At 57.6% G+C, this 24,530-nt stretch carries 20 protein-coding genes; all 20 read right to left on the bottom strand.

What is annotated here, in order from left to right; genetic code table 11:
* Nucleotides 1-21: 21 nt before the first annotated feature.
* Nucleotides 22-183, bottom strand: a complete 162-nt coding sequence (locus tag NYE69_RS18680) for a hypothetical protein (protein WP_164815291.1) — start codon at nt 181-183, stop codon at nt 22-24.
* A gap of 647 nt (nt 184-830) precedes the next feature.
* Nucleotides 831-2,159: a type I glutamate--ammonia ligase gene (glnA, locus tag NYE69_RS18675; protein WP_036623132.1), complete on the bottom strand. Its 1,329-nt coding sequence runs from the start codon at nt 2,157-2,159 to the stop codon at nt 831-833.
* 24 nt (nt 2,160-2,183) lie between these two features.
* Complete coding sequence (locus NYE69_RS18670; protein ID WP_326044580.1) at nt 2,184-2,594, bottom strand: MerR family transcriptional regulator; 411 nt, start codon at nt 2,592-2,594, stop codon at nt 2,184-2,186.
* An 84-nt stretch (nt 2,595-2,678) separates the two neighbouring features.
* On the bottom strand, nt 2,679-3,932 hold the full coding sequence (locus NYE69_RS18665) for a methionine gamma-lyase family protein (protein ID WP_340927366.1): 1,254 nt from the start codon (nt 3,930-3,932) through the stop codon (nt 2,679-2,681).
* 18 nt (nt 3,933-3,950) lie between these two features.
* Nucleotides 3,951-5,273, bottom strand: a complete 1,323-nt coding sequence (gene hflX, locus NYE69_RS18660) for a GTPase HflX (RefSeq protein WP_270619422.1) — start codon at nt 5,271-5,273, stop codon at nt 3,951-3,953.
* A 26-nt stretch (nt 5,274-5,299) separates the two neighbouring features.
* Entirely contained in the window at nt 5,300-6,280 is a 981-nt protein-coding gene (gene spoVK, locus NYE69_RS18655) for a stage V sporulation protein K (protein ID WP_124332161.1), read from the bottom strand.
* A 285-nt stretch (nt 6,281-6,565) separates the two neighbouring features.
* Nucleotides 6,566-7,246 carry a YdcF family protein gene (locus tag NYE69_RS18650; protein ID WP_340927365.1) on the bottom strand — a complete coding sequence of 227 codons (681 nt, stop codon included), beginning with the start codon at nt 7,244-7,246 and terminating at the stop codon, nt 6,566-6,568.
* A 3-nt stretch (nt 7,247-7,249) separates the two neighbouring features.
* Nucleotides 7,250-7,810: a DUF402 domain-containing protein gene (locus NYE69_RS18645; protein ID WP_036623139.1), complete on the bottom strand. Its 561-nt coding sequence runs from the start codon at nt 7,808-7,810 to the stop codon at nt 7,250-7,252.
* Between the two features lie 194 nt (nt 7,811-8,004).
* Entirely contained in the window at nt 8,005-10,674 is a 2,670-nt protein-coding gene (locus tag NYE69_RS18640) for a penicillin-binding protein 1A (RefSeq protein ID WP_340927363.1), read from the bottom strand.
* A 212-nt stretch (nt 10,675-10,886) separates the two neighbouring features.
* Nucleotides 10,887-11,126, bottom strand: coding sequence for an RNA chaperone Hfq (hfq, locus tag NYE69_RS18635; protein WP_036623142.1), 240 nt, complete (start codon nt 11,124-11,126; stop codon nt 10,887-10,889).
* A gap of 24 nt (nt 11,127-11,150) precedes the next feature.
* Nucleotides 11,151-12,125, bottom strand: a complete 975-nt coding sequence (gene miaA / locus NYE69_RS18630) for a tRNA (adenosine(37)-N6)-dimethylallyltransferase MiaA (protein ID WP_155620161.1) — start codon at nt 12,123-12,125, stop codon at nt 11,151-11,153.
* The gene (locus NYE69_RS18625) at nt 12,112-12,894 is read right to left on the bottom strand and encodes a class I SAM-dependent methyltransferase (RefSeq protein ID WP_340927361.1); all 783 of its coding nucleotides are present in this window, start codon (nt 12,892-12,894) and stop codon (nt 12,112-12,114) included. Before NYE69_RS18625 ends, miaA begins: the two co-directional genes overlap by 14 nt.
* Before the next feature lie 25 nt (nt 12,895-12,919).
* A complete protein-coding gene (mutL, locus tag NYE69_RS18620; protein ID WP_340927360.1) occupies nt 12,920-15,079 on the bottom strand; it encodes a DNA mismatch repair endonuclease MutL in 2,160 nt (719 codons plus the stop codon).
* Nucleotides 15,080-15,120: 41 nt separating this feature from the next.
* Nucleotides 15,121-17,967, bottom strand: coding sequence for a DNA mismatch repair protein MutS (gene mutS, locus NYE69_RS18615; protein ID WP_340927359.1), 2,847 nt, complete (start codon nt 17,965-17,967; stop codon nt 15,121-15,123).
* A gap of 75 nt (nt 17,968-18,042) precedes the next feature.
* Complete coding sequence (locus tag NYE69_RS18610) at nt 18,043-19,530, bottom strand: putative amidoligase domain-containing protein (RefSeq protein ID WP_411831201.1); 1,488 nt, start codon at nt 19,528-19,530, stop codon at nt 18,043-18,045.
* 145 nt (nt 19,531-19,675) lie between these two features.
* Nucleotides 19,676-20,218 (bottom strand): outer spore coat protein CotE, encoded by a 543-nt coding sequence (gene cotE, locus NYE69_RS18605; RefSeq protein ID WP_036623149.1) that lies wholly within the window; start codon nt 20,216-20,218, stop codon nt 19,676-19,678.
* Between the two features lie 153 nt (nt 20,219-20,371).
* Complete coding sequence (locus tag NYE69_RS18600; protein ID WP_326045362.1) at nt 20,372-21,352, bottom strand: aromatic acid exporter family protein; 981 nt, start codon at nt 21,350-21,352, stop codon at nt 20,372-20,374.
* A 105-nt stretch (nt 21,353-21,457) separates the two neighbouring features.
* A complete protein-coding gene (locus NYE69_RS18595; protein WP_411831204.1) occupies nt 21,458-22,204 on the bottom strand; it encodes an ABC transporter permease in 747 nt (248 codons plus the stop codon).
* A 37-nt stretch (nt 22,205-22,241) separates the two neighbouring features.
* Nucleotides 22,242-23,072: an ABC transporter ATP-binding protein gene (locus NYE69_RS18590; RefSeq protein WP_213510341.1), complete on the bottom strand. Its 831-nt coding sequence runs from the start codon at nt 23,070-23,072 to the stop codon at nt 22,242-22,244.
* Between the two features lie 306 nt (nt 23,073-23,378).
* Entirely contained in the window at nt 23,379-24,398 is a 1,020-nt protein-coding gene (locus NYE69_RS18585) for an ABC transporter substrate-binding protein (protein ID WP_326045360.1), read from the bottom strand.
* Nucleotides 24,399-24,530: the final 132 nt, after the last annotated feature.

The raw sequence follows: 24,530 nt of genomic DNA, 5'->3' as shown, positions 1-24,530 counted from the left end.
GATGATGCTCCCCTCCGTCCGCTAGTCCCAATCCAAATCCGGGAAATAAGGCATCGTTCCGTAGCCGGATTTTCCCCGTCTGCCTCGCATTCCCCATCCAAACCCGAATCCCGCCCGTTCGGAAACCCACCACTGTTTCAAACGATACCGGCGCCGCTGATATCTTTTGAGTGCGGTAACCATTTCATTCAACCTCCTTATATCTATAAGGTATCCAATCGCTGAATAAAAAACGGCAAAATTACAGTTTCCAAAATATTCTAGTCCAATAACGGACTCGCCAGGCCGGTTGATGGAAAAAGTATGAACTGCATAAGATTATTTTTTATCTTAACCCGTTGCGCTGAGCCTTCCAGTGTGATGGTACTTGGATCGAAGGAGGATCTCCGGTCCGGCGAACAACATAAGGACAAAAAACGCCGTTATTCCGGTGAAGTCCGTTAATTTGAGAGAAATAGAGACAATTTATGCCGCTATTTTCCCCCGCCCTCGAGAAAATGCCGCATTCCGGACCGTTCACAGGTCAATAAGAACAAAAAATGCCGCTAATGGGGATAAATATGCCTGGGTCCGGATGATAAGTACATAAAGTGCCGCTATTTTGAAGGTCGACGGGGTGCATCGTTCCACCCGACGGTTAGCCGTACCATCCAACAGGTTGGTTATTCTACTCGACAGGTTAGCTGTTTCCCCCGACAGGTTAGCCGTTCATCCGGCACAAAGTCGTTCCAGCAGCAGGCTGTCAAGCGTTGATATTCTAGGCTGAGCCCATTATTGCCCGCAAAAAAACAAAAATCCCCTGAGGCCAACGGCCCCAAGGGATTCCTCAATTAATACAGCGTCATGTACTGATCGCGTTCCCACGGATGTACTTGCGTGCGGAAAATATCCCATTCGATTTCCTTCAACTCGTAGAAATGGGTCAAGGCGTGATCGCCAAGCGCCTCGGAAATGATTTCGCTGCGGAGCAGCTCGCCAAGCGCTTCCTTCAGATCGGCCGGCAGGCTTGGAATGCCTTCTTCGACGCGCTCTTCCTCGGACATCACATAGATATTGCGATCGACCGGTTCCACCAGCGGAAGCTCCTTCTTGATGCCATCCAGGCCCGCTTTGAGCATCACGGCAAGCGCCAGGTAAGGATTGGCCGCCGGGTCAGGGTTCCGCACCTCGACCCGGGTGCTGAGGCCGCGGGAAGCCGGAATCCGGATCATCGGGCTGCGGTTGCTGGAAGACCAGGCCACATAACACGGCGCTTCATAACCCGGAACAAGGCGTTTGTATGAGTTGACCGTCGGGTTCGTGATCGCCGCGAACGCGCGGGCATGCTTCAGAATACCGGCCATGTAATGACGGGCTTCCTTGCTCAGGCCAAGCGGATCGCTTTCCTCATAAAACGCGTTCGTATCCCCTCTAAACAGCGATTGGTGGCAGTGCATCCCCGAGCCGTTGACGCCAAACAGCGGCTTCGGCATAAACGTGGCATGCAGGCCGTGCTGACGCGCGATCGTTTTGACGACCAGTTTGAACGTCTGAATCTGGTCGGCCGCTTTGACCGCATCCGCATATTTGAAGTCGATTTCGTGCTGGCCCGGAGCCACTTCATGGTGAGAAGCTTCGATCTCAAAGCCCATCTCTTCCAGCGTCAGCACGATTTCGCGGCGGCAGTTCTCGCCAAGGTCCGTCGGCGCCAGGTCGAAGTAGCCGCCTTGGTCATTGAGTTCCGTCGTCGGATTGCCTTTGTCATCGGTTTTGAACAGGAAAAATTCCGGTTCCGGACCAACGTTCATCGAGGTGTAGCCCATTTCCTCCGCTTCCTTCAGCACGCGCTTCAAAATGGCCCGCGGATCTCCGGCAAACGGCGTGCCGTCCGGCATATACACGTCGCAAATCAGGCGGGCAACGCGATCTTCAGTCACCCAAGGGAAAACCACCCAGGTATCCAGATCCGGGTAGAGGTACATGTCAGATTCTTCGATACGAACGTAACCTTCGATGGAAGAGCCGTCAAACATCATCTTGTTGTCGAGCGCTTTCTCCAACTGGCTGACCGGAATTTCCACGTTTTTGATCGTACCGAGCAAGTCGGTAAACTGCAGGCGGATAAAACGTACATTTTCCTCTTTGGCAATGCGCAAAATATCTTCTTTGGTGTAACTCATGAATTACCTCTCCCAACATTTAGATTATTTTTTGAAAAAGCGGGACAGCTCGCCTTGGATCAGGGAAACCTGATTCGGCTTGCTCCCGGTGACCAACTGCTGCTTCAGCATGCGGTAAAGCTGAGAATCGGTCATTTCTTTCCGCTTCTCTTCCGTGTCCTTCGTGATCACCGTCGCCTCCTGGGATTCACGCGTCATCGGATTCATCACCTGCTTGATGCCGGCGATATTAACGCCTTTATCAATGAGACCTTTAATCTCCAGCAGCCGCTCGACATCATTAAAAGAGAACATACGCTGGTTTCCCGAAGTGCGCGCAGGCACAATCAACTCGTGCTGTTCATAATATCTGATTTGTCTTGCCGTCAAATCCGTGAGCTTCATTACGATACCGATAGGAAATAAGGCCATATTTCTGCGAATTTCGTCACTCATCGCTCTCAACCTTCCAGTTATATAATCTCTTGACCTTATCATATGTGAGTTATCCTAACATGTCAATAGATATGTTAGGATAACTCACAACAAGTTGCGGTCTTTCATCGTCTGGAGGGCGGTAAGCAACCCGAATTTCACGTGAGAATAAGTTAATCCGCCCTGCATGTATGCGATATAAGGGGCGCGTATCGGCGCGTCGGCGGACAATTCCAGGCTTCCCCCTTGAATGAAGGTGCCGGCGGCCATAATCACGGGATGCTCGTAGCCCGGCATATCCCAAGGCTCCGGCACGACATGACCGTCCACCGCGGCCGCCTTTTGAATGCCTTGCACGAAAGCGATCAATTGCTCCGGACCGCTGAAGGAAATCGCCTGGATCAAATCCGTGCGCCGCTCGTTCCACCCCGGCCGGCTTTCGAAGCCGGCCCGCTCGAATACCGCCGCCGCCAGGACGCTGCCTTTGACCGCTTGTCCCACGATGGTCGGCGCCAGGAACAGCCCCTGGTATATGCCGCGGGTCGTCCCCAGCATCGCCCCGACTTCCCCGCCGATTCCCGGCGCCGTCAGACGATAGGATGCGAGCTTCACGAGGTCTTCGCGCCCGCAGATATATCCCCCGGTTTCCGCCAGGCCGCCGCCGGGATTTTTGATCAAAGAGCCGGCGATCAGATCGGCGCCGACCTCGGTTGGCTCCCGTTCTTCGGTAAATTCGCCGTAGCAGTTGTCGACGAACACGATCGCCTCCGGTTTGAGCGCTTTAACCTCGCGCACCATATCCCCGATTTGTTCGACGGTAAAGGAATCGCGCCAATCGTATCCCCGCGAACGCTGGATGCCGATCACCCTCGTCCTATCGGTAATTTTCCCTCTCACCGCCTTCCAATCGATTGTGCCGTCGGCAGTTAGCTCCGCCTCGTTATAGGCGATTCCGAAGTCCTGCAGCGAGCCGCTGCCGTCTCCCGGCTTACCTATCACTTTATGTAGTGTATCATAAGGACGGCCCGTGATATAGAGCAGTTCGTCCCCGGGACGTAAGACACCGAACAATGCCGTCGCGATCGTATGCGTTCCGGAAGCGAAATGAGGGCGGACGAGCGCCGCTTCCGCGCCGAATACGTCAGCGTACACGAGATCCAGCACCTCGCGTCCGCGGTCATTGTAGGCGTATCCGGTCGATCCGGAAAAATGGTAATCGCTCACCTGGTGCCGCTGAAACGCTTCGATGACTTTCCACGAGTTGTGATCGACGATTTCGTCGATCTCCCGAAACCTCCCTTCCGCCTTACGCTCGGCCGCTTTTAGCCAATTTACGATCTCATCCGAAAATACCGCCATCTTGTTGTTCTCTCTCCCTTATCTCGATTCGTTCGTTTCTTCATGGACGTCAGGCTTTTGAACCGCAAAAGGAGCGAGCTGATCCCCGTATTTCGCAAAATCCGCCTGGTTTACGTTCACATCGTAAATCATGTCCGCCTCATCCATTTGCTGATTCACCACATCGCCGATCCGGTACAAAACGGAGGCGAGATCGCCCCGCTCCGCCGGAATCCGAAACGATTTGGTTCCGCCGGACAACCTGCGCTGCACCGCTTCGCGGATCGCGGCCAGGTCCCGTTCATCGTAAGCGCTGATCTTTAAGAACCCTTCGCCGGAGGGCAGCATCTGCAAGCCATCGGGCCGGCAAAGATCGATTTTGTTGAACAGAACGATCTGAGGTTTCCCCCCCGCCCCCAGCTCGGTTAAAATCCGCCCCACGACCGCCATCTGCTCCTGACGCATCGGCGACGACGCGTCAACGACGTGAAGGATCAAGTCCGCCTCGTTCACTTCCTCCAGCGTCGCGCGGAAAGCGGCCACCAAATCATGCGGCAGGTTTTGAATGAATCCGACCGTATCGGTCAGCACCACCTCTTTGCCGCCGGGCAGCGGCAATAGGCGCGTCGTCGGATCAAGCGTGGCGAACAGCTGGTTCTCCACGTACACATCCGCGTTCGTAAGCTGCCTCAGCAGCGTGGATTTGCCGGCGTTCGTATAGCCTACCAGCGCCACCTGCACGACCCCGGTCTCCTTGCGGCGGGCCCGATGCAGACGGCGGTGCCGCGTCACCTCTTCCAGTTGACGCTTCAGCTCGCCGATGCGGCGCCGGATATGGCGGCGGTCCATCTCCAGCTTGCTTTCCCCCGGTCCCCGCGTGCCGATGCCGCCGCCAAGCCGGGACAGGTTTTTGCCGTGGCCGGACAGCCGCGGCAGCAGATAGGTCAGCTGAGCCAGCTCCACCTGAATGATCCCTTCCCGCGTTTTGGCCCGCTGGGCAAAAATATCAAGGATCAGCTGCGTGCGGTCGATAATTTTGGCGTCCAGCATCTCCTCCAGATTGCGCACTTGCGCCCCGGACAGCTCCTGGTCGAAGATCGCCGTATTCGCTCTCAGGCGGTCCATGAGCTCCCTCAGCTCCAGCACCTTGCCTTTACCGATAAGCCAGCGCGGATCCGGTTTGTCGCGGTTTTGCACCGCCGTCTCCGCTACCTCCACGCCCGCCGTCTCCGCCAGCCGGACCAATTCGTCCAAAGAATAGGACGGATCGATCCCGGTTTGCTTCGTCTCCGGGGTAATCAAGCTAACGAGAACGGCGATATCCTGAATTTTGTCGTTGGTCTCATGTAATGATTTGGCCATAAACCACTGCTCCTTATATCAACCGGTTATCCCTTTTTCTCCAGCTTCAGATCCTCCGTCCTGAGCGTCATCAGCTCCAGTTTGCCCGGGGAGCCGCCGCCGTATTGGTTCAGCAGCCGGACGGCCTGCTGGCGGATCGAACGTTCGATCACGTTGCGGACGTAGCGGGCGTTGCTGAACAGATGTTCGCTTTCGCATTTTTCCTTAAGCAAATGCTGCTTTAGTTTGAGTATCGCCTGGGGCATCAGGATATAATCCCTTTCTTTGGCCATTGCTTCGGCGATCTGTATCAACTGGTCGATCGTATAGTCCGGAAAATCCATCTGGATCGGAAACCGGGACGGCAGCCCCGGATTCGTTGACAGGAAAAAGTCCATTTCATCGGAATAGCCGGCCAGGATGAGAATGAACTGGTTCTTCTGGTCCTCCATCGCTTTGACCAGCGTATCGATCGCTTCCTTGCCGAAGTCTTTCTCCCCGCCCCGCGCCAGGCTGTAGGCTTCGTCGATGAACAAAATGCCGCCCAGCGCTTTTTTGACCAGATCGCGCGTTTTTTGCGCCGTATGGCCGATATATTCGCCGACCAGGTCGGCCCGCTCCACCTCGATCAAATGCCCTTTGCTCAGCACGCCCATCCGTTGAAACATCTTGGCCACGATGCGCGCCACCGTCGTTTTGCCGGTGCCCGGATTGCCCTTGAAAATCATATGATATACCTGCGGTCCCGACAGCAGGCCCGCTTCCGAACGCATGGAAGCGATCTGTAAAAACGCGAAAATTTCGTACATGAACTCCTTAATATGATCCAACCCGATCAGGTGATCCAATTCCTTTTGAATTTCCGCGAACAGCCCTTGCTGCGGCAAAGCTTTGGCGGCCGGGCCCGGTTCGCTTTCGGGAACGCTCTGCGAGACGACCGGCGGCTCGGCGCTGCGTAAAATGACGTTGATTTGCCGGGACGGTCTCTCATCCGAAGAGCCGCTTCTGGCTATAACACGCCCAGACACAGGGACATCACCTCTTTTATAAAGGTAATCAAAAATTCGTCTTTCCATCACGAAAAAACTCAAGTGGTCTATTCGGCGTCGAATTTTGAATTCAGCCGGGATTTCCGTTGCTCACGCAGGCTTACCTACGCTCCGCCGCTCAATCCCTACGCTTCATCCAACCTTCTCGGTGCTAGAAACCCGGATTTTTGATCTTAATTTAAAGGGGCAGGTTGAAAAAGGTAGCCTTTTTCGAAGCACACTTTTAAATGTATTCTCTCTCCCTGTCCGTTATTAGAAGTTTTGTCACCCTCGGCCCAAAGCGAGCGCCAGCTGATCCATTTTCCATTTCGTATAAGCCAAAATCTCCCGTACCGTATTGGGAATCGGTTTAAGCACCGCGGATTTCTTCAACGACAGCTTCGGGTTATGATAGCCAAACGCCTCGGCGATTTCCAGCGCCCGGTTCCCGTGATACGTATGCGTAATAATGAGAGCGGAATCGTACCCGCGCTCCTCCATGATCGCCTGGCTGAATTTCAGGTTTTCGAACGTGCTGGTCGCCTCGTTTTCAAGCAGGATTTTTTCCCGCGGGATGCCGCGGCGTTCCAGATAATTCGCCATGCCCTCTGCTTCGGTGTATTTGGAGTTGGCCGTATCCCTGCCGCCGGTCAGCAAAAACAGCTTAAACTTCCCCTCCTTATAATCCTGAATGCTCTGCTCCAACCGCTCCCGCAGCCCCGGGCTCGGTTCGTCCCCCCACAGAGAAGCTCCCAGCACGATGCCGACATCGGCCGGTTCGGAGCGGCTGGCGCTCACGGCCGAATTTCGCTCGATGCTGCCGATCTGGGCCAGCACATAAAGCACCCAGGCCAGTCCCAGCGCGCACAATACGAGGCCCCAGCGAATCAACTTTCCACGTATCCCCCGTTTTTTCCGTACCGGTTCGCCAAAGGTCAACGTTGTTCTTTTCTTGGCAAAAAGCATGTCTCAACCTCCATCGGGATGCGAATCCGCGTTCATAAACCCGCTGCGGTAATGCTCAAGCGACAACTGAAAAAGCGGAAAGCGCTGCTTGTTAATGGCATGAAGCAGTTCATGGGCCGTCTCTGCTGCCAGATCATAATCTTTTACCGTAATAAGGCCGCTTGTAAGCGCGTCGTCAAGTTCATCCTGATCGAGCAAAAACACTTCTCCGGTCTTTAACACGACGATATCCAAATACAAATCGTCAAACCAGGGCACGCCCTGATCCGTAATCCCCTGCGTTTTGCAAATATCGATATACCATTCCACGATTTCCCCTTGGTCATCGAACATCGCCGTGACGACGTAATGGGCGCCTTTCGGGTAGTACTGCAGCCAGGTAAACCCTTTGTCGGCAATGCGAAACGTGTGTCCTCCATAGGTTTTCCACAGCGGATCGCGAAGATCTTGAATCGTATACAACGTCACATGCCCCGTGAAGACATCGTTTTGTACAAACTTGGATTTGAACTGACGCTGGGTTATGCGGCGCCAGTTCGCGCGGTCTCCGAATTTTCGCTTCATAGATTATAGCCCTTTCACCAACAATGTACTATCACTTTACCATATTTGAAAAAGAGTCACAAAACAGCCGCAACAAACGGGAAAAGACCCCCGGACGCTAAACGCGCCGCTCTGGAGGTCTTTGCCTTGCGGGTGGTTGGCCCGCGGATTCGCGGGCCATATAGATCGATCGGCGCTTTCGGGAATTCGGCAGGTTAGCCTCCCGTCCCCTGAATCGCTTCATTCGCACCAGCCGGTGCGTTCAGCCCGTTCCCGGAATCGGTTTGGCCGTTATTTCCATCGGCGGGTGGCGCGGACGTATCCGCATTTCCTTCGCCTAAGCCGCCGTCAGGAGGAACCACGGTGCCGGGATTCGAGACGCCCCCGTCTCCGTTTCCGGGGTTGCCGTTGCCATTACCATTGCCATTACCATTGCCATTTCCTTGGCCATTCCCTAGGCCATTTCCGTTGCCCTGGCCGTTTCCGTTGCCGTTCCCCTGGCCGTCTCCCGTGCCATCCCCGTTTCCGGGCGGGAAACCTTGATTTCCGCTGCCGTCGTCAATTTGCCCATCCCCCGGCAATCCCTGGTTGCCATCACCGTCTGCGCCCGGATCGGGCAGATCGTCCATCGGATCTTCGCCCGCTTCGATCAACACCTGGGCATTGTTCGATGGATCGCTTTCCGCGTCGTTGACGGGGTCGTAAGCCGTAACACGGTAGATATAACCCGTTCCCGGGGTAATGCTGATGTCTTCCGTTTCCGTAGCGCTGGAGTCCATAATATGGGTGAAATCCGTTTCCGAAGCTTCACGGCGGTAAATCCGGTAAACCGCTCCGGCTTGTTCCACGCCTTTCCAGCTAAGCGCAACCGTACCGGTATCCGCGTTATAGACCGCGCTGAGTTCGGACGGCGCCGCCGTCTTCGGTTCCTCTTGCGCCGGCGGCTTCAGGTTGGCCGGTACCGGGAAATCCTTGACCGGCACGCCGGCCAGCGCCTCTTTCATCACCGCCGCGAACAGCGCTGCCGTCTGGCCGCTGCTTCCGTTCAGCAGATGGTCTTTATCCGCATTGTCATAACCCATCCAGATCGCGGCCGTCCACTCCGGCGTGTAGCCGACGAACCACACGTCGCGGTTTTTGCTGCTTCGCAGGCCCGGAATGCCGTGCTGCGTTGTCCCCGTTTTCCCGGCAACCGGACGGTCGATTTTCGCCCGCCGGCCCGTCCCTTCATTGACGACGTTTTCCATCATTTTCGTCATATAGTAGGCCGTGCGTTCGCTGATTACTCTTTTCGGCTTCGGCGGGTTGTATTTATATTTAACTACCCCGTTATGATCGACAATCTGTTTGATCGAATATGGAGGGTTGTATTCCCCGCCGTTGGCAAACACGCTGAACGCCCCCGCCATTTCCAGCGTGTTCGTCCCGTAGGTCAAACCGCCAAGCGCGATCGCCAGGTTGCGGTCGTTTTTGTCCATCGTGATTCCCATTTCCTGCGCGTATTTCACGCCTGTGCCGGCCCCGACCTCATTCAGCAGCCACACGGCCGGAATGTTCTCCGATTTCGTCAGCGCGGTCGTCAGGTTGATCGTGTTCGAATAGCCGTGCAGATTCGTCGGACAATAATCGCCGAAGCACTGCTTATTGTTCGGGATCTGCGAATCCGGCGTAAATTTGCCCGATTCGAGCGCCGGCGCATAGGACACGATCGGCTTAAACGCCGAACCCGGCTGCCTGCGGCTGTTCAGGCGGCTGTAGCCTTTGCGCTGGTAATCCCGGCCGCCAAGCAGGGCGACGAGGCTGCCGTTCTCATGGTTCATGATGACGATCGAACCCTGAACCTGTTTATCGTCCTTGCTTTTTTCGAAATAATCGTCGTTGGCGAACGCCTTCTCCACCGCTTTTTGCGCCTGGGCGTCCATCGTCGTGTAAATTTTGTAGCCGCCGCGGTTCAGCTCGTCTTCGGTGAGGCCAAACTTCTCCTCGGCTTCCTCGACCACATAGTCTTTAAAGGCGAGGTAGCTTTGGTTGCTGGCCGGCGGTTCGTAGTCGTAAACCACCTTTTTCGCCTCGTCCCGCTCCTCGGCGGTAATGTATCCTTCCTGATACATCAGGTCGAGAACGACGCCGCGGCGCTCTTGCGAAAGCTCCGGATTCCGCAGCGGGTTATATTTGGACGGCCCTTTGGGCATAGCCGCCAAGGTGGCTATTTGCCACAGCTTCAATTTGTTCAAATCCGGCTGGCCGAAATAGCGGATGGAAGCCGCTTTAATTCCGTACACCGTTCCGCCGAAATTAATCCGATTAAGATAAAGCGTTAAAATTTCGTCCTTCGTTTTGTGGCGTTCCAGCGCCATCGCAATCGACATCTCCGTCGCTTTGCGGAAAAACGTTTTGTCCGCGCTCAGGAAAATGTTTTTGGCGAGCTGCTGCGTAATCGTACTTCCGCCTTCCACCAGGGAACGGGCCACGACATCTTTCACCGCCGCTCTGCCGATCGACCAAAGATCGACGCCGTTATGCTCGAAAAACCGCCGGTCTTCCGTGGCGACAAACGCTTTTTTGAGCAGGTCCGGGATTTCGTCTGCGTCAACGGGCTCGCTTTTGTCGATCGAGAGCTCCCCCATCAACGCGCCGTTACGGTCGTATACCTTGGTTGTTTCGTAGACCGTCAGCTTGTCCCCGTTTTCCATGAGGATCTTTTCGCCGCTGACCGTAATGTACATATAACCCGCAATCGCGCAGAAAACCGCGAACGCGATCGTGAAAAACGAAGTCCACAGCAGTTTCTTTACGGTCAGTTTTTTCTTTTTGCGCGCCTTCGGCGCCTTTCCTTTTTTCCCCGATTTATTGCTTCGTTCCAGTCTTGGATTTTGGCTGGACATGGTTTCTCTGACCCCCTTTTACCTCTCCGTTAAAGGTTCGGCCTCCGCCCTCATACCCCGGCGCCAGCGCCGCAGCGAGGCGGTTGAACCCGCTCCCGGTGAATCCGGAGCGCCCAAAAATGCCCGGAACGAAAAGAACAACCTGGGTCAGGTTGCTCTCTCCTTTTCCTATACCTTTAACGTATTGAAATCAAAAAAGTTTCACTATCGCTTTAGCCCTCGTTCTGCGTTTCCTGCATCAGCGACACGTTGCGCTGCGGCTGGAACGTGGAAATCGCGTGCTTGTACACCATTTGCTGGCGCCCGTCGCTGTCGATGACGATCGTGAAGTTGTCAAAGGCTTTGATCGTTCCCCTGATCTGAAATCCGTTCGTCAGAAATACCGTCACCGGTATGCTTTCTTTGCGAAGCTGGTTCAGAAATGTATCCTGGATATTAATGGTCTTGTTCATAGCCGTACCCCCAATAGGAATCAATTAGTGTTTTGAATTATATTCAAGATCAGCGGGAAACTTTCCTGCTATTATAGCATGGGCCGCCGCCAAAATCCCGGAAAAATTTTCGCCGCTCCCCGCATCGATCCAGGCGATCTCCTTCATATGCCTGAACCAGGAGAGCTGCCTCTTGGCGAAACGCCGCGTATCCCTCTTTAGTTTCTCCACGGCTTCCGGCAGCGGAACGCCGTCCACCAGGTGTTCGGCGATTTCCTTGTAACCAAGCCCCTGCATGGACACGAGTTCCCGGGAATAACCCTGACGAAGCAGGCGGCGCACCTCATCCACAAGACCAAGCCGCAGCATTTCGTCAATTCTCCGTTCAATACGGTTATAAAGCATTTGCCGGTCCATTGTCAAACCGATGACGCACAAATCGTACGGGGACTCCTTAATTTGTTTGTCCAATTGCTCCGATAGAGTCGTTCCCGTCAGATGGTGGATTTCCATGGCGCGAATCACCCGCCGCACATCGTTCGGATGCAAACGGGCGGCGGATCTGGGATCGATGGCCGCCAGCTTGGCGTGCAGCGCCTCCGCGCCGTGTTCTTCGGCGTACGCCAGCTCCGCGGCGCGGAACGCCTCGTCGGCCCCGGCTTCCGTAAATTGGAATTCGTAGCAGACGGATTCGATATACAGCCCCGTCCCCCCGACGATAAAAGGCAAATGCCCGCGGCTTTCGATCTCCGGAATCAGCTTGCGGCACCACTCCTGAAATTGGGCGACGGAAAAAGGCTCGTCCGGCTCCAGCACGTCGATCAAATGATGGGGGACGCCCTCCATCTCCGCCGGAGCGATTTTGGCCGTGCCGATGTCCATGCCCCGGTACACCTGCATCGAATCGCCGGAAATCACTTCGCAGGAAAACGCTTTGGCGATTTCGACGCTAAGCTTCGTTTTGCCCACCGCCGTCGGACCGACGAGCACCAGCAGCCGCGGTTTCTTATTGATGGTCAAGCGCGATCACTCCGTAAGCTATTTTGGTATGGGCGCGGGCGCTCGTCTCGAAGCCAAGCCGGGCAAATTCGCCGCTCCCTTTTTGTTCCTTCATGACGACCGTTTTCCGGGCGACCCGGCACGCTTCCCGCACCGCCTCCGCGCTGAGGCTGCCCGCGTTGGCAAAGGTTCTCAGCGGCGAAATCGAGGAAGAATCCTCGAGCGGATGCCGGAACATCGGATCGAAATAAACGATGTCCGCGCTTTTGTCGGGCATGCCGCGCAAAACCTCCAAATGGTTCCCATGCACCGTTTCGATGCGCCGCAAAGCGGCGTCAAACTCCGGCAACCCGGAAACATAGTGCTTCAGCCCCTCCTGCAGCAGCGCCCAGAGCGGAAACGAATCCTCCAGCGCCAGCACCCGGCCCCCGGGGCCGGCGGCAACGGCGAAAACGCTCGCGTCGGAGCCGAGGCCGGCCGTGCCGTCGATGACGAAGTCGCCGGGGGCCGCGCGGGCCGCCTCCAGCATGGCGTCGCTTTCGCCTTTAAGCAGCCGCTTGGCGCGGACGAAACCCATGCTGGGGTGGAACGTCAGCGGCTCTTGCCCGGCCCGGTGCAAACGAACCCCCTGCTCCATAACGACCAGAATGTCGCCGTTTCCGTAACGCTCGGCCAGCTTGGCCAGCGAGGTCCGGCCGCGCGGGACGCGGGTTGCCCCGGTCAATGCCGCCAGGTTTTGAGCCCGCTCAAGCACAGCGGGAGTCTCGCGGTCTCCCGTAGTAATTAACATGATGAAATTCCTCCGTTCGCGCCGCTCACATGACCCGCTTGAACAGCTTTTCCAAATCGTACGCCGTAAACGAAACGATGATCGGTCTCCCGTGCGGGCAAGTGTAAGGCTGTTTGCAGGCCGCCAAGCGGCGGATCAGCGTGTTCGCTTCCTCCGGCGTCAGCTTCTGGTTTGCTTTGATCGAAGCTTTGCAGGACACCATCGTGGAAGAGGCCTCGCGCAGCTTGGCGAGGTCGATGGCCCGCTCGTGCAGCACCCATTCCGCCATTTCCTGGATGATCGCTTCCTCTTCCCCTTGGGGAAACCAATACGGGTGAGAGACGACGCGGAACGTGCCCCCGCCGAAATGCTCCAGGATGACGCCGGCCTGTTCGAACCAGTGCAGCCGCTCCTTCAGCTTGGCGCTGTCCGACGGCGTAAATTCCAGCGTAATCGGGATCAGCAGCTCCTGCGAGGCGTCCGCCGGATGGCCGAATTTTTCGTAATAATATTCGTAATTCACCCGCTCATGCGCGGCGTGCTGGTCGATCAAATACAAGCCCTCTTCGTTCTGGGCGATGAGGTATGTGCCGTGATGCTGTCCGATCAGGGACAGCTCCGGGAAGGCCGGAAGCTCCGGCGCCGCCGCGCCGTACAGCGCTTCCGGCATCTCCTGCAGCCGCTCGGGGCGCAGCGGCTGCTGCGATGCCGAGCCGCCGCTATACGCGGCGGCGGCGCTGTCCCGGCCAAGCCCCCCGCTTTGCGAGGGCTTGGCCGGGGTTTGCGCCAGCGCTGCTTCGGGCTGCGCGGCGCCGTACGCGTCGTCGCCGGCAGGGCCCCGCTCCCGCAGCGTCAGGCCTGCGGCCGCTGCGGGAGCGCCCGGGCCCGCGGTCCGGGCGGCCGAGCCGCCGCCCGGAAGCGGGCCGCCGCCCGGAAGCGGGCCGCCGGCGGCGCCTTCGGCGAACGCGCCGCCATCCGTGCCCGGGGCGCGCTCCGGCGCCGCCCCGGAAAAGCCGCGGTCCGCCATGCCGGACCGCGCGCCTATGTCCGCTCCGCCCCAGGCCTCCGGCCGGAGCGTCCCGTTCCCCGCCGCGCCCGGCTGCCCGGCGGCGGCTTCCCCCGCGCCGCCATCCGGCGCGGGGAAGTGAAACTGCTCCTGGATCACCGCTTTGCTGGATCCTCTGCCAATCTGCTGCCGCACGACCTGCGGAATCAGCACCAGACCGTTCAGCACGCTGCGGATGCTGCTCTCCACAAACCCGTTCAGCTCGGGCTCCTTGCTGAAACGGACCTCCAGCTTCGCCGGATGCACGTTCACGTCCACCAGCGACGGATGCATGTCCAGCATCAATACGACCAGCGGATAGCGGTTGATCGGCAGCAGCGTATGGTAGGCTCTTAGAATCGCCTGATGCAGGCCCTGGTTGCGGATGTAGCGGCCGTTCACGATCGTGGACATCCCGCCGCGGTTCGACCGGGCCAGATCGGGTCGGCCGATGTAGCCCGTGATCCGGTAATCCAAGTCCTCGGCTTCGATCGGCACCATCCCTTTCGATGTGTTTACGCCGTATATGGCGGCGATGACCTGCAGCAGGTCCCCGCCGCCCGGGCTCTGCAGCAGCGTGTTGCCGTTATGCCGCAGCGTAAAAGCGATGTTCGGGTGAGCCAGCGCCTGCCGGTACACACAGTCCGAGATGTGCCCCAGCTCCGTCTGGATCGTTTTCATATATTTCAGCCTTGCCGGAGTATTGTAAAATAATTCCCGCACCGTAATATCCGTGCCTTGCGGCGCGGCGGTCTCTTCGTTTTGCTTCAGCGTTCCGCCTTCGATCACGATCTGCCGGCCGAGCCCGGTGTCGTCGCTGGAGGAGACCAGCTTGACCTTGGCGACGGCGGCGATACTCGGCAGCGCCTCGCCGCGAAACCCAAGGCTGCGGATTTGAAACAGGTCGCGGCCTGATGCGATTTTGCTCGTCGCGTGGCGGTAAAACGCCGTCTCGCAGTCCTCCGGGGCGATGCCGGAGCCATTGTCCGTCACCCGGATGAGCTCAAGACCGCCTTCTTCCACCGTCACTTCAATGCTTGTCGCCCCCGCGTCGACGGCGTTTTCGACCAATTCCTTGACGACCGACGCCGGCCGTTCCACCACCTCGCCGGCGGCAATCTGGTTGGCGATATGCTCGTCCAATACTACGATTTTTGCCACTTGTTTTCCCTCCCGCCTTGCCGTTTCCGTTCATTTCTTGGCTACATGTCTTTAGCCTTCATCTTGAGCTCGTTCACGAGCTGCATCGCCTGCAGCGGCGTCATATTCATCAAATCGGCACTTTTAAGCATGTTAATGATCTGCCGGGCCCCGGGGTCCTCGGCGGCCGGCTTCGCTTTCTTCGGCGGCGTTTCGTCGCCAAAGATGGACAGCTGCACAACTTCTTCCGCACCCACAAGCTCGTCCTTCAAGGATGTCCGCGCTGCCGCCGCCTCTTGCGAGGCCGATGCATACTTGCCGGCGGACGTAGACGGGTCCATGGTCCCGGTGCTATAGGACAGCGTCGTTTCGCGATTCAGCGCGGCGCCGGCGAGCTGCGCATCCGCCGCCAGGCCAGGGCCGTCCGTACCCGCGGCTTCCCCGCTCGATCCTTGCCCAGCCGGAGACACCCCATCTCCCGCATTCGTTTTCGCTCCCGCTCCGCCGCCGGACACCGGCGCCTTTTGCTCCAGGTCCTGAAGCAGCCCGTATGCGCGTCCGATGATTTCCTCCGGCAGCCCGGCCAAACGGGCGCAGTAGATGCCGTAGCTCGTATCCGCGGCCCCCGGGATCAGCTTGCGCAGGAAGTGGACTTTGTCCCCGCTCTCCTGCACGGCCATGCTGTAATTGCGCAAGGACCCGAGGCTGTGCTCCAGATGGGCCAGCTCGTGGAAATGCGTGGACACCAGCGCCTTGCAGCCGATTTTGTTGTGCACGTATTCGATCACCGCTTGGGCGATGGCCATCCCCTCGCTGGTCGACGTTCCCCGGCCCAATTCGTCGATGATGATCAAGCTGCGCGGCGTTGCTTTTTCGGTCATGATCTGAATGTCGGCCATTTCAACCATAAACGTGCTCTGGCCGCCGATCAGATCGTCCGCCGCCCCGATCCGCGTGAAAATGCGGTCGACGAGCGGAATTTCCGCTTTGGCCGCGGGCACGAAGCTGCCGATCTGGGCCAGGATCGATATCAGCGCCACCTGGCGCATATACGTGCTTTTCCCGGCCATGTTCGGCCCGGTGATCAAGAGGATGCTCGCCTCCTCTTTGCGCAGGGCGGTGCCGTTGGCGATGAACGCCGTATCGTTCATGACCGATTCCACCACCGGGTGGCGGCCCTGCTCCACGATCAGGTCATATCCGTCGGTCAGCGCCGGCTTCACGAAGCGGTTCTCCGCCGCGACCACCGCCAGCGAGCGCAGCACGTCGATTTCGGCGATCCGTTCGGCCAACTGCTGCAGCCGGGGAATTTCCGCGGCGATTTTCTCCCGCAGCTCGCTGAACAGCGCATACTCCAAATCGACCATTTTTTCCTCGGCCTCGAGAATCAGCGCTTCTTTCTCCTTCAGCTCGGGGGTGACAAACCGCTCGGCGTTGGCCAGCGTCTGCTTCCGTTCGTAGCGGCCTTCCGGGAGCGCGGACAGGTTCGCCCGCGTAACTTCGATGTAATAGCCGAACACTTTGTTGTAGCCGATCTTCAGCGATTTGATGCCGGTCGCCTGCCGTTCGGCCGCCTCAAGCTCGGCGATCCAGCGCTTGCCGTTTACGCCGGCCTCCCGCAGCTCGTCCAGCCGCGCATGATAACCGGCTTTAATGATCCCGCCTTCCCGCACCGATACCGGCGGATCGTCGGCAATCGCCGCCTCGATCATATCGGCCAGATCCGCGCAATCGTCCATCGTTCCCGCCAGCCGCCGCAGCGTGGACGAATCCGCGCTTCCGCACAGCTCCTTGATCGCCGGCACCTGGCGCAGCGAAGTTTTCAGCGCGACCATATCCCGCCCGTTGGCGCTGCCAAACGCCACCTTGCCGACGAGCCGTTCCAAATCGTAAATATTGTGCAGCGAGCTGCGCAAATCCTCACGCAAAATAAAGCCGCCATGCAGATGCTCGACCGCTTCGAGCCGTTCCTCGATCCGCGCGCGCTGCAGCAAAGGCTTGTCGATCCAGCGGCGCAGCAGGCGCGAGCCCATCGATGTCTCCGTCCGGTCCAGCAGCCACAGCAGGGAGCCTTTTTTGGAACGTTCCCGCACCGTTTCGACCAGTTCGAGATTGCGGCGGGTAAACGGATCGAGAATCATAAACTGCTCGGGCTCGTACGCGTGAATCTTCGTCAACTGCCCCAGCGAACGCTTTTGCGTTTCGCTCAAGTAACCGACCAGCAGGGCGATGTTTTCCCGGCGTTCGGGCTCCAGGCGGATCCATTCGGCCTCGCCGAACTGCGTCCGGCCGGCATCCTCCTTGGGCTTGTTCCACGGAGTATACACGACCGGCTTGCTGAGCGGAGCCGCTTGCTCCTTAATCCAATCAAGCAGCTCGGAATCCCCGATGATTTCCGCCGGATCGTACAGCCCCAGCTCGTCCCGCAGCCACTCCTTGCTTGAAGGCGACGAGGTGGCGTACAGGGCTCCCGTGGACAGGTCGCAGGCGGACAAAGCCATCAGCCCCTGGCGTTCGGTTACGCAAACTATGTAATTGTTGACTTTATCGCCAACCGTTTTCCCTTCCATAATCGTGCCCGGGGTGATCACCCGCACGATCTCGCGCTTGACCACTCCCTTGGCCTGGGCGGGATCTTCGGTCTGCTCGCAAATCGCCACCTTGTATCCTTTTTCGATCAGCCGCTGAATATAGCTGTCCGCCGAATGGTAAGGAACGCCGCACATCGGTATTTTCTCGTCGGCCCCCCCATCCCGGCCGGTCAGCGTGATTTCCAGCTCTTTGGCCGCCAAAATCGCATCGTCAAAAAACATTTCGTAAAAGTCGCCGAGCCGGAAGAACAGAAACGCGTCCTGCGCCTCCGCCTTGACCCGCAAATATTGTTCGATCATCGGCGTGTAGGTAGCCATGATTCCCCTCCAGATTTGCCTCTATTTTCATGTCATTCGTAGAATTCTATTATAGCAGAGAAAGACGGGTAGGGGTTACGAACGAATTTGCAAATTCCATAACGGACGGATATCGGCGCTTTCGTCCCAGGTTCGCCCGGACAGGACCGCTTCCAGGAGAGGAGCGATATAGCTTTCGTAGCGGGGATAAGCGGCGGCGGCGCGGAGATCTTGGATCAGCGGGGGCAAAACGGAACGCAGTTCCTGTTGCCGGCCGGCGTAAAACGCGGTGAAAACGGCCGTTTTCTCCAGCGGCCTGCGATTGAGCTGTCCGGCGTTTTCGGCGATGAGGCGGGCCAGAGCGACGGTCCCTTTGGCCACCAGAGGGGAAATCAAAAAGCTGGGCAGCGTCCGGTACTCGAAGCCGCCGTAATCTTTGCGGCGGACGTCGCCGAGAAACCCGTAGCGCGGACGGCGGCGATGGCTGCGGCCATCCTCCAGCACCGCAAGCGGCAGCGCCAAATAGTTGTCAAAGGTCCGCAGCAGCTCGCTCGTCAGCGGAACGCCGCTGAAGTGGAGATGTCCGCCGAGCGGAAACCCTCTCTGCGGCATGGCTCCGGCCTGCCAGACAAGCTCCCGGTCATCGATCGCCTCGCCCGCCGCGCGAAAAGCGCGCATCAGGTGAACGATGGTTTCGCGCGGATCATGTCCCGGCTGCGGACGCAGCTCGGCGAGCGGAAACATGCGGCGCCCGCGGTAACGCAGCACGTCGCACCCGGCAGCGCCATGGCGGCTGAGGTAGCGCGAGGCCGGGATCACTTTGCCCGTGGCCGGATTCACCAGCAAAAATTCCGGGTCCATCCCGATCAGCGGTTCCTGCGCGGCTTCGCCGGCTTGCTCCAATTCTTCCATCGCTTCGCGGATCGCCCGGGCGAACAGGCCGGCTTGCCGCAGGTCCGGCACCTCCGGCGCCAGGGAGAGGGCTTCCACCGTAAAGCGGCCTTCTTCTCCGGCCGCGATCACGACCTCTCCCATATCCAGCCCCAGCGCGTATAAAGCCCGGACCGCCGTGGACTCCAGCCGTTTCCACAGCACGGAGCCCGGGGCCGGCCCGTTGGCGGGGAATTGCAGCGCATGCCCGCTCCGTCCAAGCGGCCGGGCCTCCAGGGCGCGCAGGTGAAACACGCTTACCGCGTACCGCCGGATAAACCGGCGCGGCGGCAGCTCCATGCCGGAGCCTGAAGATAGCGGCAGCAGCGCATCCGATACGCTGATCCCGGCTGCCCGCAAACGGCGGCTCGCGTCCTCCGGCGGCCGCTGCGGCGTTACAACGCAGGAACGGTTAAGGACGATCTCCTGTACCCCGCCGCCCCAGTAGGCCTCCTCCGGTCCGTAATGAATCCAGGCGCCGCGGCGCTCTGCGCGGCTTTTTCGTTTGCCGCGAAGCCTTTCCGTACGTTCCGTCCCGAAAGGGCGAATCACTCGATAACGGCCGCCGCTTCGCTCCAAAGCCTGCGTCAGACGCGTTTTGGCTTCTTCCGAAGCGACGCGGATTTTAAGCACGGTATATTTTTCCCTGTTCACGGTCCGCATCTCCCGTCTCATTCGGCTTTTCGAAAAAATTTCCACAAAAAGAGGGCGGCCGCCCTCTTCGACGACGCCCCTGCTGCATATGCTACATTGTAGCCCGAACACCTGGCGCTCAACATCCGAATGTATAAGGCTTGAATTACAGTTCGTCGTCGAGGAGATCGGGATCCAGATCTTCGTAGTCTCCCAGCTCGGAGCCGAAATCATAATCCTTGTCTTCAATGCCCCCCGGCACGACAAGGACGTTCAGCTTCGTTTCGGCGATCAGTTCCACCGCGAACTCGCGCTCCACGCGGATCAGAACGCGGCCGTCTCCCGTCACGTTGGCCTCGACGGTGCTCGGTTCCTGCGTGGCTTCCGCGGAAACTTCGACCGTCGAGGCGCGGTGTCTCGCATCGAGGTAGTTCAGCGGCACATTCTCGACGTAAGATACGGTTTCCTTGGCGACCTCGGTCTGTGAATTTTTATCGTAGGAATACCAGATGTTGATATCGTAAGTACCAATAACTTCAATTCCGTCTCCCGCCGCGACCGCCTCGTACTGGTGATTGATGATCCAGGCCCCCAGAATGCTGGACGGTTTGTGCGGTGGAGTCACGGTATGTGTTACGGTAGAGAACTTACGACCTTTGCCGCAGATCGCTTTCGTAATGACCTCTCTACTTTGATATTTCAATGACATGTTAGTACCTCCTCCATACATCATTCACTTAAGTGTATGCAGGACATAGGCGAATGTTGAATATGCAGAGATAAATAAAAAATATTATGGTTGCTTTTATTAGGCAGTATATGTAATTGCCGCTAGTTTTAAGGACGAAAAACGCCCGGAAAATCAGCGGCCCAACAGCGTTTTTTTCCGCCCGGCCGCTTTCAAGGGGAGCGGCGCCTTGCTTTTTTTCGAAACTTCGAGATATAAAGATAGCTCTCGGCACAGCTGCAATATCGCCGAACGGATTTCAAATTCCTCGCGGCTCGACGGCAGCTCCATCGTTTTGAACTGCTGCTCCAGCTCGGCCAGCATCCGCTCGGTAATACCGGTATATTCCTCTTGACTTACGTCAATGCTCAAGCGGTCAAACAGCAGAGCGGCAATCTCTCCTTGCGGCATCCGCTGGTACACTTGCGAGATTAGCTCCAGCATGCCTTCGATCCGGTCCAGCTGCTGTTTGCGCATATAAAAATACACCGTCCAGGCCTCGTTCGGAAAAATCATCTGATTTTCCACGGCGCGCCTGGCGGCGGACAAGCCTTCATCCACAAGTTTAGCCGCTTCCGTCAGCTCTTTGCCGTCCCATAGATGATACGGGTCGCGCAGCGAGGCGGCGATTTGCCGAAAAATGACGGAAAACCGTCCGTCCACCTGCCGCCGGATTTCCATGAGCTTCTCCTCCGGTTTCGGCATGTACAGGAAATTGACCAGCAGCGCCGAGCCGAGGCCGATGATCAACAGCTCCACCTGAGTCAGCATGACGTGCCAGGAAACCTCCTCCCCGCCAAACACCCGGAACACGACGACCGAGCTGGTCACGATGCCTTCTTTAAAGCGGGCTTTGGCAATTAGCGGGAAAGCGATCAAAATATAAATCGCCAGCACCCAAATATGGAATCCCAGCACGTAAAACAGGATAAAGGCCAGGCTCAGTCCCAAGATCGAGGCGAAAAAACGCGCCGAGATCGTCACGAGACTGCGCTTGCGGGTCACATCCACCCCGAGAATGGCCAGCAGGCCCGCGGACAGCGCCCCGTCCACCCCGGTAAATTCCGCGATCAAAATCGCGAGCAGCGTAGCAATAGCCGTTTTAACAATGCGCATGAAGACCACCCTTATGTATGGATTTGCCGCCTATTGTCGATTGTATGAAAATATCCTACTTGATTTCACGCCCGCTTACAATCCCGCCAAAACGAAAAAGGAGCGTTACCGCTCCCGAACCAGTTTCCGCTCGATATAAACGACCAGTTGATACATCGCCGTGGCGACGACCGCGATAATGACCAGGCTGGATAACACCAGCGTAAAGTTAAACACCTGAAACCCGTAGACGATCAAATAGCCGAGCCCGATTTTGGCGACGAGGAATTCGCCGACGATGACGCCGACCCAGGCCATGCCGACATTCACCTTCAACGTCGAGACGATGGTCGGAAACGACGCCGGCAAGATCGCCTTCATAAACACGTCGCGCCGACTTCCTCCGAATGTGCGAATGACCTTGACAAGGTTGGCGTCGACTTCATTGAAGCTGTTGAACACGACCAGCGTTGTCACGATCACGGTGATCGACAGCGTCGTCACGACGATGGCGGTGAAGCCGGCTCCGAACATGACGATAAAAATCGGCCCTAAGGCCACCTTCGGCATGCTGTTGAAGACGACCATGTACGGATCAAGCACTTTGGACAGAAAAGGCGACCACCAGATCAGCACGGCGAGCAGCGTCCCGAGCAGCGTGCCCAGCAAAAACCCGACCGCCGTCTCGCCGACCGTCATCGCCAGATGCGGCCACAGCTCGCCGCTCGCCGCATCTTTGAATATTTGCCTTGCCACCTTGGACGGATAGCTGAAGATCAGCACATCAATCCACTTCATCCGGCCGGCAAGCTCCCACCATCCGATCAACAGCAGCAACAGAAAGATTTGGACCGCCAGCACCATCCGCTTCATCTTCCGCTTTTGCTTCCGGTGCTGGTTCCATTTTTCTCTAAGCCAACGTTCCCGATCCGGCAAACGCGTTACATCCGCCTGCATCAATGGCCCCTCCTCCTTCATCCGATGTCTCGAGATCCCGCCAAATCTCCTGAAACAATTCGTTGAATCCCGCTTCCTCCCGGGCATAAAAAGGCAGGGCCCTGCGGATGTTGTCCGGAACGGTATACATGCTCCGGATTCTGCCGGGCTTTGGGGCCAGCACGATAACCCGGTCGCTGACGGCGATCGCCTCGGACAAATCATGCGTCACGAGCACGCCCGTTTTTTTCCGCTGCTTCAGCGTGCCGGCGACAAGATCCTCCAACTGCAGCTTCGTCTGGTAATCGAGCGCCGAAAACGGCTCGTCGAGCAGCAGCACCTCCGGATCGGTGGCCAGCGTCCGCACCAGCGCCACCCGCTGGCGCATGCCCCCCGACAATTGGCCGGGGTACAGGCCGGCCGTATCGCCAAGCCCCATCTCGGCCAGCAGGTTCCTTACCGTTTGCGTCGTTTCCCGGGTCAAGCGTCCGGTGAGCTCAAGGCCGATCACGGCGTTGCCGAGGATGGTCCGCCACGGGAACAAATAATCCTGCTGCAGCATGTAGCCTACTTTCGAGGTCGGTTTGGTTACCGGCTTGCCGTGCAGCAGCACTTCCCCCCGGGAAGGAGCCAGCAGCCCGGCCATCACGGAAAGCAGCGTGGTCTTTCCGCATCCGCTGGGACCGACCAGGCTGATGAATTCACCGGATTCCACGGTCAAATTCATCCCTTTCAGGGCTAGCACGGCTTCCCGATCCGTCACGTAAACCTGATCCAGATCTTTCAGTTCCAAAACAGGCAACAAAGCGCTCACGCTCCTTTTCCGTGTAAGAGGTTGTTCAAAAAGTCATCTTTTGATCACGAAGCGGGTCAGGAAGTGTTCTCGACGTCGAATCTTGAATTCAGCCGGGCCTTCCGGTGCTCACGTACCCAAAACGTACGCTCCGCTCCTGACGTCCCTAGCTTCATCCAACCTTCTCGGTGCTGAAAAGCCGACTTTTTGAACTCGCACTTTAAGGTTGTTCAAAAAGTCATCTTTTGAAGATATAAGTAGGAGTTGACTACTAAGTGTAACTCGGCATCGAATTAAACACGCATTATAAATGCCGGTTTACCGACCGGAGGTTGCGGCTGCGGATTGTACCGCTTTTTCGGCAAACCGGTTGTCGGCCAGCTTCTTAAGCTCTACCCGCTCGTTTAATTCCCCGGCGCTTTCCATCACATCAAGCAGATTGTTCCAGGCATCCTCGGCCAAGGCCGGCGTTTCGGCGTAAGTTCCCTGCTCCAAATAACGCTTGACGGAGCTGGCCAAAATATCCCGATCCGTGTCCTTGAAGAAAGGCGCGATCGTTTCGGCCGTTTCCTCCGGCGTGTGCTCCTGAACCCAGCGCTGGGCCTTATGAACCGCATTGGTGAATTTCTGCACCACTTCCGGATGATCTTGGATATAGCTTTGTTTGGTCATAAAGACCGTGTAGGGCAATTTGCCGCTTTCCGTACCGAAGGAGGCGACGACGTGGCCTTTTCCTTCCCGCTCGATAATGGAGGCTTGCGGCTCGAACAGCTGGACGAACTGGCCGGTGCCCGAGGCGAATGCGGCGGTGATGTTGGCGAAATCGATGTTTTGAATCAGCTCCAAGTCCTGGTGCGGATCGATTCCGCGCTTGCGCAGGGTGAACTCGCCGGCCATTTGCGGCATGCCGCCTTTCCGCTGGCCGAGAAAAACGCTCCCTTTCAATTTCTCCCAATCGAATTCGCCGACATCCTCTCTGGACACAAGGAAAGTTCCGTCCGTTTGCGTCAGTTGGGCAAAATTGATCACCGGATCGTCCGAACCCTGCTGATAGACGTAAATCGATGTTTCCGCCCCGACCAGCGCCACGTCCACGGCCCCGGACAACAGCGCGGTCATCGTTTTATCCCCGCCCGACGTCGTTTGCAGCTCCACATCGAGGCCCTCTTCCTTGAAGAAGCCTTTTTCAAAGGCAACGTATTGGGGGGCATAAAAAACGGAACGGGTCACTTCCCCGACCTTTACCTTCTGAGTTTGGCCGCCATTGCCGCAGCCTGCAAAAACTGCGCCCAGCAGCACCGCGGCGGCCAGCCATAACACCGTACGGCGCTTTATCATCCACGTTCACACTCCTTCCAACTTGCCGGATACTTAATAGTATGCTATTGCCCAGCAAAAGGTTAAGGAGTGAAGTGCCCTGGGGCTTGATTGGGAAAAACGAATGGATTGCCGGAAACCGGCCGCCATTTC

Origin of the sequence: Paenibacillus sp. FSL R5-0527, from assembly GCF_038008055.1 — a bacterium.
In the GTDB taxonomy this organism is placed as follows: domain Bacteria; phylum Bacillota; class Bacilli; order Paenibacillales; family Paenibacillaceae; genus Fontibacillus; species Fontibacillus macerans.
Note: the sequence above shows the minus strand (reverse complement) of the source record. Positions and strands in the feature narration are given on the sequence as shown.